11 protein-coding genes are annotated in these 15,510 nt (G+C 43.2%); 3 read left to right on the forward strand and 8 right to left on the reverse strand.

All coding sequences use genetic code 11. The annotated features are described in order from the left end of the window. Positions 1–47 precede the first annotated feature (47 nt). The gene (locus tag BM099_RS08880; RefSeq protein ID WP_090726923.1) at positions 48–1,085 is read right to left on the reverse strand and encodes a response regulator; all 1,038 of its coding nucleotides are present in this window, start codon (positions 1,083–1,085) and stop codon (positions 48–50) included. Positions 1,086–1,122: 37 nt separating this feature from the next. Continuing rightward, positions 1,123–4,302, reverse strand: coding sequence for an AraC family transcriptional regulator ligand-binding domain-containing protein (locus tag BM099_RS08885; protein WP_090726924.1), 3,180 nt, complete (start codon positions 4,300–4,302; stop codon positions 1,123–1,125). Positions 4,303–4,404: 102 nt separating this feature from the next. Here BM099_RS08885 and BM099_RS08890 point away from each other — a divergent pair, with 102 nt between their 5' ends. The 3 genes from BM099_RS08890 (at position 4,405) to BM099_RS08900 (ending at position 6,890) form a co-directional block, all read left to right on the forward strand. Then, positions 4,405–5,163 (forward strand): substrate-binding periplasmic protein, encoded by a 759-nt coding sequence (locus tag BM099_RS08890; RefSeq protein ID WP_232348951.1) that lies wholly within the window; start codon positions 4,405–4,407, stop codon positions 5,161–5,163. Between the two features lie 129 nt (positions 5,164–5,292). Then, on the forward strand, positions 5,293–5,481 hold the full coding sequence (locus BM099_RS08895) for a (2Fe-2S)-binding protein (RefSeq protein WP_090726928.1): 189 nt from the start codon (positions 5,293–5,295) through the stop codon (positions 5,479–5,481). Between the two features lie 104 nt (positions 5,482–5,585). After that, positions 5,586–6,890 carry a tyrosine-type recombinase/integrase gene (locus tag BM099_RS08900; protein WP_090726930.1) on the forward strand — a complete coding sequence of 435 codons (1,305 nt, stop codon included), beginning with the start codon at positions 5,586–5,588 and terminating at the stop codon, positions 6,888–6,890. A 1,146-nt stretch (positions 6,891–8,036) separates the two neighbouring features. Here the strand turns inward: BM099_RS08900 and BM099_RS08910 are convergent. The 6 genes from BM099_RS08910 to BM099_RS08935 all read right to left on the reverse strand — a co-directional run bounded on the left by BM099_RS08910 (position 8,037) and on the right by BM099_RS08935 (position 15,452). After that, complete coding sequence (locus tag BM099_RS08910; protein ID WP_232348950.1) at positions 8,037–8,198, reverse strand: type I restriction-modification system subunit M N-terminal domain-containing protein; 162 nt, start codon at positions 8,196–8,198, stop codon at positions 8,037–8,039. A 234-nt stretch (positions 8,199–8,432) separates the two neighbouring features. Further along, entirely contained in the window at positions 8,433–10,436 is a 2,004-nt protein-coding gene (locus BM099_RS08915) for a DUF262 domain-containing protein (RefSeq protein ID WP_090726936.1), read from the reverse strand. Continuing rightward, on the reverse strand, positions 10,429–11,946 hold the full coding sequence (locus BM099_RS08920; protein ID WP_090726938.1) for a DUF262 domain-containing protein: 1,518 nt from the start codon (positions 11,944–11,946) through the stop codon (positions 10,429–10,431). The genes BM099_RS08915 and BM099_RS08920 overlap by 8 nt, the downstream gene beginning before the upstream one ends. A gap of 328 nt (positions 11,947–12,274) precedes the next feature. Further along, positions 12,275–13,996 (reverse strand): ATP-binding protein, encoded by a 1,722-nt coding sequence (locus BM099_RS08925; RefSeq protein WP_090726940.1) that lies wholly within the window; start codon positions 13,994–13,996, stop codon positions 12,275–12,277. Positions 13,997–14,006: 10 nt separating this feature from the next. Then, positions 14,007–15,032 carry an SIR2 family protein gene (locus BM099_RS08930; protein WP_090726942.1) on the reverse strand — a complete coding sequence of 342 codons (1,026 nt, stop codon included), beginning with the start codon at positions 15,030–15,032 and terminating at the stop codon, positions 14,007–14,009. A 75-nt stretch (positions 15,033–15,107) separates the two neighbouring features. Then, a complete protein-coding gene (locus BM099_RS08935; RefSeq protein ID WP_090726944.1) occupies positions 15,108–15,452 on the reverse strand; it encodes a hypothetical protein in 345 nt (114 codons plus the stop codon). Between the last annotated feature and the right edge of the window lie 58 nt (positions 15,453–15,510).

The following is a 15,510-nucleotide window of genomic DNA, read 5'->3' on the forward strand; positions in this document are numbered from 1 at the left end:
GAGAAGTAGTAAAGCAGCGGTGTTGCAAGCACCGCTGCTTTTTATTATCACAACGGCAGTAAACAATGAATAGTGCCGCTTTCATCCCTTTCTATTAATTGCCCCTGTAACTCATTACTTAATCGCTGTAAATATTGTTGTAGCAAGTGAGACCAGGGTGTTGCCGTAAAGACTGGCAGGCCGCTGTCTTGCTCCACGCTCAACATCAGATAACCAGACTGCCTTGCGGGTTGCAGCGTTAATTTAATATCATGCCCATCGGCCGATAAAATGGCTAACTCAACGGCACTGATCAATAATTGTTTGAGGCGGTTCAGATCGCTTTTTAATTGCGCCGGTAAGCGATTGTCCAGGCGGTAATCCAGTAGCCAGCCGTCTCGTCGGCTTTGTGGCAAAAAAATATGTAACACGTCGTTTAACAAATCTACCAGTTCAATAAATTCGCTCAGGAAAGGCTGATCGGCATTATTTAACAGGCCAATACTATTATCCAACCGCTGGTGTTGAGCATGCAGGTTAACGGTAATGTCCTGTGCCACCGGGTTGAGATCAAATTGTTGTAAACGCTGACTTTGTTTTAAAATCGGCGCCATCTGTCGTTGCAACTGATCAGCAACAATCTGATGATCCGGAAACGACGACGTGCTGTCATTAAACTGCTGTACGCGGGCGCTTCTGATATCCCGATATGAACGTAACCCGACCACAACCGAGGTGAGTAATCGTGACGCCGATAGCTCCGCTTTACTCAGGTAGTCATTAATATCGTAATTAACAACCACCTGTGCTTCAGGAGCATAACCGGGATGGCCTGTGCGCAAGATAATCCGGATGTCACGGTTATTCAGTTCATTACGAATATACTCGACTAATTGTAAGCCTTCGCTATCTGTTTCCATAACAACGTCGAGCAGCGCCAATGCAATATCAGGATGTTGCACAAGAAGGTCTCGTGCCTGAGCACCACTCATTGCGCTGATCAACTCAATAGGGCGTTGCTCGAACTCATAGCCACGAAATACCATACGGGTGATACCGTGAATTCCTTCTTCGTCATCAATAACTAGTACTTTCCATGGAACCATATCTGAGTATTCACTATTCTTTTTAATTAGACGGCGGTTATATTGCCAGTAAAATGTGGCTCTGTCGCAGTTGATTTACTTTTGCGCTCGCCCCCCATTGTTGATAAAGATAACTCGCTTCATTCAGGCAAAACCGTGCAAGACGAAATTGCCCCTGATCGTGTAAGTAGTCGGCATAACGTTCATAACAAAGCGCTTTGTGAAATCCAAACGCATGAATCTCTGTTGCCTTTAACGCTTGTTCAAATAATATAGAGGGCTTTTCCTGAGGCTTATTTTCAGAGGAGGTTCCTTGTTCCTCAAGGCGCGCTTTTTCTGCTTGGAGTAATAGCCATTGTCCCTTGAAGTTTTCGGGGCAATGTCTGGCCCAAAGCTCCAGACGTAATTCTATATGCTCTATTTCAATACGGCGACGACGGCTCAGTGCGTGTTGTTGTTGCGCCTGAATTAATCGCATCATGGCCGTACAGAAAAGCGCTTCTGTTACACAGAAATATCCGGCAAGTTCATTTTCAAATAATGCTTCCCACGAGCATAACTCAGGCCATAGTGACTGTTTATCTAATAACAGGGCACCCAGGATAGTGCTGACGGCTTGCCAGCCATGCTGGTATTGCACCCAGCCTGGGAACGGCTTTTCTTCGTGCAAATACTCAAGCAATATGAGTGTTGAATCAGTTAACCGTGTTGCCTGAAACGGTTGGGCCTGATCAATCATCTGCTGTTGATCTTTTCGGCAGTGGTGTAATTGTTTACTTAAAGGAATTGCTGAAAAAAACATTAATTGATGCTGCACTAATCGGCATTCACTTTGAATTAACCACTGGCTTTGCTCAGTGGCAACCTGGTCAACATGCTGCAATTGTGAAATAGCGTTCTCAACAGGGGAGAACCAATGTAGAACCTGACTGCTATGCCGCAATACAGCACTGATGGCCGCCTCATGCTGTTGGATAAGGCTTTCGTGATTTTGCGGAGCAGCTAGTGCTCCGTACTCGTGAGCCAGTATCATCCCTTGCGCAGCAAGCCTTTGTGCCAATGCATAATCCGCACAAAACCAACTAGCCACCCACGCATAACTAACAAAAGCAAAGGCGGTTAAAGAGCTACGACCATGTTCAAGACTCAATATGGTCATTCGACCGATAGCACACGCTGCCAATAAAGGGTTGCTTTGTTGGCGTGCGACTAAACTGATCTGCTCTAATAAATGTAATCTGAGCAGTTGCTTCTGATCGCAGATTTCATTCATGTCTTTTATGGGCAGAGCGTTAAATTGAACATTGATATCTGACAGCTGTATCAACAGAAGCGATAATTGTTCAGTCTCATTATCAGGCAGGGGAGAATCCAGTGTTGCCAGATTGTTCAGTAAATAAATTAATGACTGTGCATGTAAACCCTGGTGCTGGTATATCTGAGCCTGCATCAATGCCGCACTTATCTGCTCTTCAATCGACATCTGGGCAGGAAGCTGCTGTAAACACTGTGTTGCTACTTCTATATTACCAGCCAATAACGACACACGAATACGTTGCAGCAACAGTTTAGTTTTGTGATTTTCATCATTCACGGCTGACTGGCGTTGCGCAAATCCAAGGAATGCATCTGCGCTTTGATAATCCAGGTGCTGCTCAGCAAGATCGGCAGCCATTATATTTAATGCTTGTAAATCTGTTGGTATAAGATAGCTATCCGATAACTGCCCGCTTGAAAATGCACCTTTATTTAAATGAAAAAGGACAGGCCTTAACTGCTCAAGAGAAAAAGGCGGAGATGATAGAGAGGTGAACTTTGCCTGACCAATGAGCAAATGCCATTGCATGATGACAGAATCCGTCATTCGCTCATGCAGTACATTGCGAATAGCCTTATGTGTAAAAGCGTAACTGGCCAGGTCATCGCTGCTGGTATTTTCCTTGGTTGTCTCTAGTGCTGTCTCGGGTGCTATCTGTAGTTCAGGCTCAATGAGTCCGGCCTGCTCAACAGGCCAAAGGTGGATAGCTACGCGTGCTGCCGGATTGCTTGTTACTTTTGCGAGTTCAATCAGATCAAACCTGTCGCCTAACAAGGATGCGCATTTGAGCAACTCTAAGGTAGAACCGCCTAAGGACGTAATTCGCGCATCTATCTGTTCTTCAATGTTATCTTTTTCCAGCCAGGCTTTAGCACTTGGCTTTTGAGCGGGGAGCGTTACCGTATCAGCAAAAACCACCGGGCTAATTTGCTGACGATATGTGCTGGGAGGAACGCCCATCCAGCGTTTAAACGCTTTTTGAAAAGCCGATTGATTAGAAAACCCCAGCTGAAAAGCAATCTCACCAAAGCTGAGTTGCCCTCGCTGGATATGCTGTAAGCTAACTTCACGGCGAGTCAGATCATAAATATCCTGAAAGCTGGTTCCCAGTGCACCTAATTTTCGCTGCAGTGTCCGCAAACTTAGCCCAACGCTGGCGGCTACCTGATCACGGCGTACAGAACCACCACCTTCATTAAGTTGCTGGCGTATTAAGTGACGGGTTTGTGCAACCAAGGCGCTCTGTTGATTGGATTTACTGAGTAAAGAATCAGCAAATTCGCGATGCAACTGATGCATTTCAGCATTGGCATCTAAGCAACTGTGCGTCAGATATTGGCTATGTAATAATATTTGATTAGAGGGTGCATCAAATTCAACCTCAGCAGCAAAAAAACGCTGATAGGGTTGGATGTCTTCCGGTTCAGGAAATGTCAGATGGACAAAGCTGACAGGGACTTGTTGGCCGGTTAGCCATCGGGGCCAATTTACCAGACATGCAAGAAAATATTCGATCGTTTGCAGATCGGGTTGGTTCATCTCAATAGTTAGTAGCGTACCTTCAACCGTTTGCTCCATCTGTAACACGGCGCCTTCGAAAAGCAGCGGGAAATAATCGACCAGTGTCTGATAGGCTTTATCTAACGTAGGCGCCGTAGACATAATAAAGCCGATAGAACCGAGTAACCGGGGTTGGGTTGCTTCGCCAAGGTTTAATGCAATCCGAGGGTTATTCGATGCATGCACCAGTGCTTGTAATACATGACTAAAATAAGCAGCGGGGAAACGTGCGCCGGGCTTGGCAAACTCCTCGGATGATAATTGAGCACAGCTCAGCACCATGGCTGGCTCCATCCGATAATGTTGGGCCAACTGAAAAACAGGCTCTAAAAGCTTGGCACTCGCAGTTATCACAGACATATAAATGATGCTGGCATGAAAAGAGTCTTTTATTTTGATTTACTAGGATAGTATCTTTTTAAGACTACCATAGAGATTTCAAAAAATATGTCCTTATGTGCCATGTTGAGACGACTAGAATCATCTTTTTTTACGCTAGCCTTACTGTTATTCACTAATGTTAGCTTAGCTGACTCATTGCGGGTCGGTATTCCTACCCTAGGGCAAATTCCTTTTTTTTGGCTAGATGAAGCAGGGGAGTATCAAGGTATATATCCAGACACTCTGCGCTTAGTGGCTGCCGACCTGCATCGGTCTTTAGTGTTTGTGCCGTTATCGCAAGCGCGCTTAAGACGGCATTTTGAAATGGGTGAGATTGATATAGAGATGGGCGTTAAAGATAACATTGAAGATAGGCCAGAACTAAAAAAAGTATCAATCTTCACTCGCCCATTTAATGTGATAAATGAAGTCATTATTTATCGCCCCGAACTGTCGTTCCCCGTCTTTATCCTCAACGACCTGGCAGGACAGCATGTAGCGACCGTTCGTGGTAATACCGTTCCTGATAACCTTATCCGTGAAGACTTCACCAATGAATGGCAAATTGCACAACGCGTTCACCGGGGCTGGAATAACATAGGTTTAATGAAAGAGGAGGTGGCACTATATTATCAGCGCAAGCACAATCTGAATTATGAAATCTCTCTGCCATATGCCTCTAATGCGGTATCTTTTCGTGTAAATATCTTAGAAAAAGAAATAGTTAACGACATGAATGCAAGTATTTTACGATTAGAAAAAGCGGGTGTGTTGGAGCAACTTGTTTGTAAGTACCTCTGTGGGCCTACCATACCCAATGTACAAAAACAGACTAATTAAAGTGACCAAAGTCATTGAGCGATAAGAATGAGTATGAATTTGAAACCAATGTAATTGCATCGAATTCACTGCAGATAATAAAAAATACTTATAAGATACATTTTTAACCAGGTTTATCCGGAAAGTCTCATGAACGCCGATCGTAAAGAGAAAGACCCAACATTAGTATGTACCTGTAATGACTTATTTATAAACGATATACAAGAATCTATTAATTTCGGAGAAACTGAATATCGTGAAATCTTTGCTGTTCATGGTTTACAGCCTCGTTGCGGCGAATGTGTGGATCACGTTAGCGACATACTTAATGGCAAATAGAACAGCTAATATCATCTTGTGATGCCGATAATGCTATTTATCGGCATTCGCATATAAAGTATTGTTTTTGTTATACTAGTTTAAATTATTCGGGTGTAACATTGATGCAAACCTTACCTCCGGCACTGCCTTTATTTGATTCCATTAAGCATCTGGAAGATGGCAATCCAACCGTTAATCAATTCATTGCTAACGTCACAATACATCAGGTTAATGATGCCGCTTTACTCTATGAACACGCGGTAGATTGGCTGCTAGAACAACGACATAGCGAGAATAACTACAAAACTTATCGAAGCGAATTAACCACCTTTCTTTATTGGAGCTTTATTGAAGAAGGCGTATCCGTTGCTGACATCACGCGGCGCATCTTATTGCGATATATCGATTACTGCACGAAACCGCCGACACACTTAATTGCTTATCGTAATGTAGCGCAGTTTGTAATGGATAAAGATATTGAGGAACGTGTGCCTAATCCTGACTGGCGTCAGTTTTTAGGCAAAAAACAGGAGGGAGTCGAACAGCCCTATAAAATCACAGATAAGGCCCTAAAGACAAAGCTGGCAATACTCTCATCGTTTTTCAGTTACCTGATTAATGAGGAATACACCGAGCGAAACCCCGCAATGATGCTGATGAAAAATGGACGTTTCAAGTCAGGTTCACAGAATTTAGTGATGAAAGAAGATGATGAAGAAGTTCGTTCATTTACCGAATTGCAGTGGTCATATGTTATATCAACATCGCTGAAACTAGCCGAATCTGAACCAGAAATACATGAGCGTACGCTATTTTTGATGAGCTTAATGTACAGCTGCTATCTGCGTATTTCAGAAGCAGCTGCACGCCCAGGGTTTTCACCTGTCATGGGGCAATTCAGGCGTGATTCAAAAACAGCGGTCTGGGGGTTTCATATACCGCGCAGCAAAGGCGGTAAAAAGCGAACCGTAGCCGTATCAAATCAATTACTAAAAGCACTGCAACGCTATCGGCGATTTCTTGGCTTAAGCTTATTGCCGGCACCCAATGAAAATACACCATTATTTATTCGCCACCGTGCTGCAGGACGTGGCCGCGATACCGGTTTATTAAATGCCAACTTAGGGATACGCCAGTTACGCGAACAAATCAGCGCTGTTGTTAACCTGGCAGCCAACGCGGCACACAATGAAGGGTTTGAGCAAGACGCACTTGAAATGCGACAAATGACACCGCACAGCATACGTCACACCGGAATCTCACATGACATCAATATCAACGGACGACCGTTATCGCACGTCCAGGCAGATGCCGGCCATGACAGTATCGACACCACATCACAATACCTGCATACCACGCGAGTGGAGCGACACGAATCAGCAGCCACAAAACCAATCGATCATTTAGCAGCGTCTTATAAGAAGTGATTCACAGCGAAATTAGCCGCTATTAAAACCGTGCCGTACGTGCTGCTCAGTGATACACAGCACGCAAAACTTTATTCTTAGCGGCTCTGGCTCGCATACTGAAGCGGACAAACATTATTAATAAGGCTCATAATTGAGCCTTATTATTTAAACTATGTAGTAAAGTGCAAAGCCAAGCATCACGTTTATGGACAATGAAAGATACAAAAGGGTAGTTTTGTTAAATGGGTTATTATTATTATGGTTGGTGGTACTCCATTGATTACTGTTTTGCTTCCTATGTTTGTTCTTTTGCGCTTCCTGATACCACTCTCTGTCCTGAATACCCATTTCAATATCTCCCTGATTAGAAGACTTGATTCTAGACTCCTTTCTGTAAATTTCCACCGCATGATATTCCTCGTGATTCCCATACAAAGCAAAGATTGATGTTTCCGCTTGATTGCCTTTAGCCAGTGTTTATCCAATTCGTTTGATCTCTCCATCATTTATCAGATCTGTTTTGCTCGGTTTTAGGGAACTAAATGATTTTAAATGCAATTAGTTAGTAGGCACTTGCTGTTTCTGTAAGCTCTAAATTACCGTCATATTTCTTATAATATTAACTTCGCATAATGTATATTATGTTAAATTGAATATTATTCTATTAAATAATGGAAATCGATTGTTTGTGAATTCCACAGTAAACGTAAACTCGGTTTACCTAAGTTTGGAAAAGCTCTACCCAGCATGTTATCTAAGCTGTAGCTGATTTCAGTACATACTTACTAAACTACGTTTTCCAAACATTTGTAAACACAGCGTTTATTTACACTCCGTACGGACAGCCTCGAAGAATATTTTTTTGAGAGTAATCTACCGCTGCGTGGAATGTGATGCCATTCAAATTCCCATGGTTTAATACCCTAGGAAAATTCCTTCTTCGTCATTCAGCGTCGCCACGTAAATATAATAGATATACTGCGTTTGCATTTTTGTGTGCTTGCTTCGGTTAATTGTATACAGAGATCTTCGTGCGGATATCTCCGGACGGACAGGCTTGGAGAATAGTTTTTTGTGGATAAAGTACCGCTACATGTAACGTACATCCGTAGCTTATTGGCTTGTCATTTCATCTAAGCACGCATTTAATCTGCCGCACAGCAGCTAATCCAGAACCGCTTGTTTGTCTGCTTCCAATACACACTCAAGACGACGCAACAGAGTAAAAGGCAGAATCACACGACCGTATTGGCTTTGCTTGAAATCACCGCGAAGAAGATCAGCTACTGACCAGATAAATGCAGCTGTTTGAGAAAAGTTATCCATTAATGCGTATGCCTTAATTCTGATACGCAGGGGAATAACCAGATGAAGCGTCCCCTGCCTCAATTTTGTTTGGAAATCAGTGTACTACAGGTGAAACACTCGGAGTAGATTACTACGCTGAGAAAGGCCACAATGCGGGAATCAAATCATCGATAAGCGGCTAAAGTGATCGATCAACTTTTATCAAGGAATGAAGCTATATGCATTTGAAGCCTGATAATCGATCCATTAAATTTACCTGCTGATTATAGTGCCGACCTGCACCGTCACATCCTTCATATAATCATCAAATAATTGAATCATCTGATCCTGGTGAACTTGTATGTCAGGCTTTAGCCATTGCTCAGTCTCAAATACATGTTCTAGCTTCAGCGATACCCCCTTACCTTGGTGACGATGTAAAAATTCTGCTCGCTTAATGCCAAAACCTTTATTGCTCATTTCAGAATTAATACTGCGAGTAACTAAAGCCAAATTTCCAAAGCAGTGCAATACTTCGGCTTCTACTTTATCCATTTCATTTTCAGGGTGTTGTGGTGCAATATGTTCAACTGAATTTTTAGCTGTCATACGGAAGCTATCAATTAAGCGGCTACGCCTAGAGTCTGATTTCATTTGTAAATAAAGTACATACTCCAATTTGTAAAACCAATAATGAGGATATTGAGTACCATTTTTAAACTTTTTGTTTAAGCTGTCGTTAGCACTAAGTAAGGTTTCAGTATGCCAAATATTATCCAAAAAGCGGCGAGTTCGCTGGATTAACGATGCATCTGGCTCACTGCATAATAAGTGATTATCCAAATGCTGTAAGTAAAGTTCTGCATACTTTTCATCATGCTTCAATAAGAAATTCAATAAAGGCGTTAGCCAATACTGTGTGGTCATTTGCTGCGAGTGATAAAGCATACTTTGTAGTGCTGCAAAATCAGGGGCTGCATCAGTGGTATAACGTTGTAAATATGCTTTGCCTTTGTTACTGCTCCGATTTACATACGGCCGACGAATGGCATGAACCTTCTCTTCTTCGACTAATACCCATTTGATCACGTGCTTATCGAACTGATAACGGGTTTCCCAAAGCAACTCAATAAACTGCTTTACTTGAGTAGCATCAGGTTTATTCTTTAACCAATACTCCTTAAAGATCAGCAGTAAATCTTTGTCAGATACTTTCGCGATATCCATTTCAGCTAATTTAGGATGTTCGTGCAAATAAATTCGCAACACATGCTGTAATAGCATAGAAAAACTGATAATACTGTTTACTCTATCAGGCAGTTGATTACCCTCATCCTCGCGGATTAGAGCGTCATCATTCACCGTAAAGGTATTTTCACTATTAAGAATGCTTTCAAGGGTTAACTCTTGCAGTGAATGTGTTTGTTGCTTTTTCTGGAGGGTTGCAATGACATTGCACGCTATAGCTAACTTTTCAGTGCCGTCTATTTGATCTTCAAATAATGTAACGGTATCAATTTTTGTTACGGCGCGAAGGTGTCGCTCCACATAGCCATTCATATCCGCGCAAGCATCCCAAAGTTGACCGTAACAATTTTGATCATCCTTAGGCAATATTTCTAATAACTTTGATTTTAAAATTTCATGATGCTGCAACTGAATACCACGGTTATTGATAACCTCGAACAACTTATTTAGATCTGTATTCTTAGGCACACGAGTTAAAACAAGCTGAATATTGTCACGAATGAACACTGAAAGTGCAGCTAAATCTAAGCTGATATTCTCTTCCTGATAATTATTTATAAACGCACGAATTTCTTGCAAAGCGTCTTCTAACTGTCGTGCTTCGGGCAAACTGGCGCTCTCATCTCGACAAATACGAGCAAAAAAATCGGTGACTTGCGGGCGGATGGCGAAGCCAATTCTAGGGCGCAGACCTTGCTCAGATCGCCCCTGACTGTACTCCGTCAGCTGCTCCCCTAAAACGACGCTTACTAACCATAAGGTGGTAAAACGTTGTTGGCCATCAATCAAGTCGAATAAATATTCAGTTTGACCATCGTTGCGTTGTTGGCAGTCACGTTCTATCACCAGAGTACCGCCTAGGTAAAACTCATTTTTACTCTCATCGTAGGCCTGAAAAATATCATCAAGTAGGGTATGAATCTGCTCTCGCTTCCAAACATACAAACGCTGGTAGATTGGAATGTTAAAAAAGTAATGATTATTGATTACATCCTGCAAGGTGATCAGTGTTGAACGAAATTCAGTCATGCTTACCTCCCTGTTCAGCCAATTTGATTTCAACTGTATCGTCGATACGTTTATCTATAGAGGTCAAGGCTTCAACGTTATAGTATTTTGCCAAAGCTGCTGCATACCGCTCCTGCACTAGGCGGCCCGATACAATTTCATTAAGCCAACCGTTTTTATCAGCATAGGCTTTACTGACATCAACTTGCTTCAAGTACTGAATAACGTCTTCACCACGGTAGGCGAAGGCAATTACATCTAAAAGATTACGCTTGGCATCGCGTAAAAATTTTAACGGGGTTTCGCGGCGAATATCCGCCTGCCGTAATCGAATTGCACCAAAGCGATGATTTAACCACAAAGCAAACGACAATAAGCCTTTGCTACCCAAACGATCAAAATAAGCCAGCAGTGCCAGGCGATATAGGCTTTGCAAATATGCGGAAAGCTTTGTCACTACTTGTTCATAAAATACCTGCATTGCTCGGACTTCAGGATCAGGGCTTTGACTATTCAGCAATAAATTTAGCAGCGCGGAGTATTTCTCGGCGTACAAGAAAAATCCAACCCCTCGACTGATCGGTTGTCGCAACGCAAACGGTAAGTAAGCTGCGCTATTACCAATATTGAAAGTACTAGGTTGCAGCATGTAATCATTATTGGCCGTTAATCGTAATTGTTTACCCCATTGATTATTGCTTGCGGGGTATAACACTACTTCACCAATTTCGGCCTCAGCACTACGATCTCCAAAATGGATGAGCAACTCATCAAGGCTCTCTAATTCAACAACGTCTGTCCCCGTCCAGTTACGACTGCGCCATAAATAATAGTGAAAAAGCTCAGGGGCAAAGTCGTTACCTAAGTTGGATTGGCCCAGTCTGCCTTGTGTCTGCACCTGCTCCCAACGTCGAGCGCAATGGCTTTGTAATTGTTCAACCAAGTTTATTTTATCGCTGTGAATAGCACGTAGATGAAATGCTTTTAGCAGATCGGTTCCACCTAAAGGCACTCCCCGATTGTTCTGCGTATCAAAAAAAGTAAAGGCTAAATCTTCGCGCATTACGGTGATCACAGTAAAGCGCAGAACATCAAATATCTTTACGCTTAATGCATTTTTTTCTAATAACGCCAGCATGGTCTGTTTGGCCTTTTTAATGTTGACCATAGAGCGCGGCGAGCGAAAACAAAACTGGATGTGATTAGGCAGCTCATTTTTTAATAGCCAATACATTATCGCTAAACTGGTAAGCCGTTGCTGGCCATCGATTACAAAGCAACTAATACCATCAGCACCTGAGTGCTTATGAAGCAATATACTTCCCATATAATAGTGAGTAGGTGGGTACGAATTTTTATTTTGTGTAGCTTGCGCTTCAATAAACTGTTGAAAATCTGTTAGCAATTGAACGATTTTTTTCTCGCCCCACACATAAGCGCGTTGATAGCTGTCAAGCGCCAAAGGGCAATGGGCATTCGTCAGTTCATAAAAGCTTGCGATTCTTACCCCAACATCCTGTTGTTTCGGCATCATAATTCCTAATTAGTACAAGACGAAATGAGTTATCCATCACGAAAATCTATTGATAACCTTTAGTCGAGTTGCTGGTAGCATCTACAGCGTTTGTTCGGTGATAATGCCCCGTTTGGTTTATCTGGTTTTACCCTGTTTTCACGGACAGTCAGTTAAGATTACTCAGCGCATTTTGAAATTACATCCGTATGGGTTCCCCTTCTGCTTCCCCTGCTTCCCCGCTTCGCCAAAACTCACGTTCCAGCAGGTCACTGTCTTCAGTTCAGCTGGCTGAAAAGGCTAATAGCAGGTGTTCTATCAGCCCCTCTTCTGTGTAAGGTTGCCCTTACTGTATGCTCTGCTTTCGCCAGTTATCAATCGCGGTAGTTAGTCGTGCTTCGGGCACGTCATCTTGCCACTCATCCCAAAAATTGATCGTACCGCTGTTTGGTTTGTTAATTGGCTCATCAATCCTTATGCGGCTAGGAAGCAAACTTGCGTCGCCCACAACAAGCGCCTCGCCTGTGTCGAGCGTTGGAAGAATATCTGCGAATCCACCAAGGCTGTCAGGAAGCAGTTTCTTTACGACAGCCTGGTCTTCTGCATTTGTCAGGCGCATAGAAACAAAATTACTGCATTGGCTAAGCATGGTTTTATTAACTTCTGAAGGCCTCTGGCTAATCACCACCAGGCTGACACCATACTTACGGCCTTCTTTGGCGATACGCTCAAATATTTGAATAGAAATATCATCAGCTGCATCGGCTTGAGTACGCTGCGGGATATACAGATGCGCTTCGTCACAAAGAAGAGCAACGGGATGCCGCAGATCTGACGGCGTCCATTGCTGCACAGAAAAAGCCAACCGTGCCACTAGAGATACGATCAGAGGCAGGATATCTGAGGGAACTTCGGAGAAATTGATTATTTTGACTCCGCCCGTTTTATTTTCGCTAGTGGCTCCGAGTAACGCATTGCTAATCTCGTTTAGCCAATCAAAGCGCAGTGAGTTTTTTCCACCTTGAAAGAGAAAGCCTAAACGGCGATCTAATACTTTGTTTTCAAGTCGAGAAATCATTCGACTTAGCTTACCGTAAAATTCCCCCTGCTTTGCCCCTCTAGTCCCATCGACCATCTCAGAGTTTATGTCGTTGAGAGCTTTAAGTAGCGCATCTAAGTCGAATGGTACGGGGCTATCAACGGTGAAATTATCGAGAACGTCTTGATAACCACCCGCCTCTAGGTAATCTCGCTTAACGGCATTGATTTCCCTCGCCATAATCATGGCTTGATTCGGTGCATTTTGATCGCTACGGTCAACGAATAATGAGACTAGAGCCTCATAGGAGAGTAACCAATATGGAAGATGGATAATACCATCTTGAATAGTGCGGCCAGCTTCAATATCAGCAGGGCCAGCTACCTTGTAGTGGCTGATACCATCAGTTTGGAGTGGTGCGTATTCTCCATGAAGGTCGAAAACAATTCCGTTAGCCGTTCTAAGGGCCGCCATTTGCTCAATGATTTTTGCTGTAGTCCACGATTTCCCCGCCCCAGTGCTACCTCCAATGAAGGCATGGCGTTGGAAAAACTTATTGCCATTGAGATATGCGATCGCCTGATCATCCAATGTATACCGTCCAAGTGTTAGTGAACTGCCATCTGCGGTTGCATGGGCGATAACACGCATGAAACTAGTCAGGGCGGCTCCTTCCATAGCAAAGCAGTTTGCATCAATTTCAGGGACACTTTCAAGAGTTCTACGGAAGACGTTATGGTTTTCGCCATCACGGTCCAATAACGTTCCAATCAGAGCAACCTTGCACAAATTCAGCTCTGTTTGAGCCTCAGGCTGGCTATCATCAATATTGGTGAGTTTTTTTCGAGTGACCTGTGTAATTAAGCCGACTAAGTGTTGGCCGAGCTTACTGCTTTGAAGAACGGCCAATCGGTTTACCTGCAACCCTTTTAAAGCTTCTAGATCTGCGACGTCGACGATCACATTGGTTGTATCGACTGAAGTAACCTTGCCTAAGGCATCCGCATCTTGGTAATCAAATAATGACATGTCTTCCTCCTTAAAGAATAAGTCCTAAGTAGCCAGCAACTGACCACAAGTTTTGCTCTACACGTAACGGTTTATCTGCCAAAGAGCTATGGATTACAGATTGATCGTCATGCTCGCCGCGCTCAATAGCCAGATAGTTGATCACCCCTTGATTAAAAAGAAATTCTTTAGCAGCTTCAGTCAATCCATAGGTGATCACTGTGACGGGTTTCTTATGCTGTATGCAGCCTTCTATCAGTTTTTCTTGTATATGCTGATCATTAAAACCAAAGCCAATGCAAAGGTAGGAATTTGCACCGATAATCGCACGATCTGATCGAGTGATTGCTGTTCTGAATGGTTCACCATGAGTTATGCGGTATTTTTCCGCCCCAGGTGTAACAATCATCGGCTCATACCCTTCAGGCATTTCTAATAAATTTGGAAGCGCGCATACAACGTGCTCAAGAGACTTATACCAGTCCAAAGAGCCGTGTACTTTCCAGATATTTACCTGTCTCTGGCTTAGCAAATGCTCTGCATCTGTAAGTGTTCGTTTGTAACCGTGTGAAAACCCAGTGTAGTGATGAAGCCCCTCCTGTTCGCAAGCGTATTCCGCTAAACGGTCATAATTAGTTGTGATTACATCAACTGCTTTACGCGTGCTTCTGAACATCGATCGAAGTAATGTCCCAAGAGGAAACAAACCGTTATCGTTAAGTGACTTGTTAAAGACATTGATATCACTTGGGTTTAATAACTCCCAAGTAGCCTTTACAACAGAATTGGTCAGACCTTCGCATAGATGTACACGATGAAGAGCTGTTTCAAGATCAACCCCCTCATCCAATAATCCGCAGAACTTACGCCATTCTTCTTGATCTTTCGGGGGCACAATCGACGGATCGACATGCTTGATCAAGTGCTGGGATAGATCCCACATCCCTGGCATACCAAAAGCGGCAGAGGCCCCGCTGCCTAAAATAATCACAGGTGTAGTAGCGTAGTGCGCTTGTGCCTGCTTAGAGAAGTCTATCGATGCAGAATTCGTAATCATAGTTTCCTTAATCTACTTGATCCAAATTAATTAAAGGTTGATTTGAATGGCATTTGTACCTAGCCCTCCTTCCCTTCAGGCTTTAAGGTTACCTCTGGTTTTACCCCGTTTTTCAGGCGTTAGAGGCTCCCAATCTACGTGAATTAACCGGCCATCACCTTCGTTACTAGTAACGGTACCACGTGCCTTTATAGCCATCACAGAAGCTGTAGAGCCTTTACTTTGGAATGGCAAATCGTTTTTTTGAGTGAAAGCCGCTTTGATTGCTATCTTGTCGCCAGGCTTGATTGCTTTAACAAGATCTAGATGTTTGTCGTCATATCCATTTTCCCAGATGCCTTGGGATATGAAGCGCTGGGTTTGATCACCGTTTCCGCCCCAAAGTGCACCTACAAACCAATAAGAAGTATCAGAATCCATTGAATAGCCTTTTCCTTGTAGCAGTTAGTAAATAGTCCGGTTAAACAACTTACGTTTG

The sequence above is a fragment of the Neptunomonas qingdaonensis genome, assembly GCF_900113275.1.
Lineage (GTDB): Bacteria > Pseudomonadota > Gammaproteobacteria > Pseudomonadales > Balneatricaceae > Neptunomonas > Neptunomonas qingdaonensis.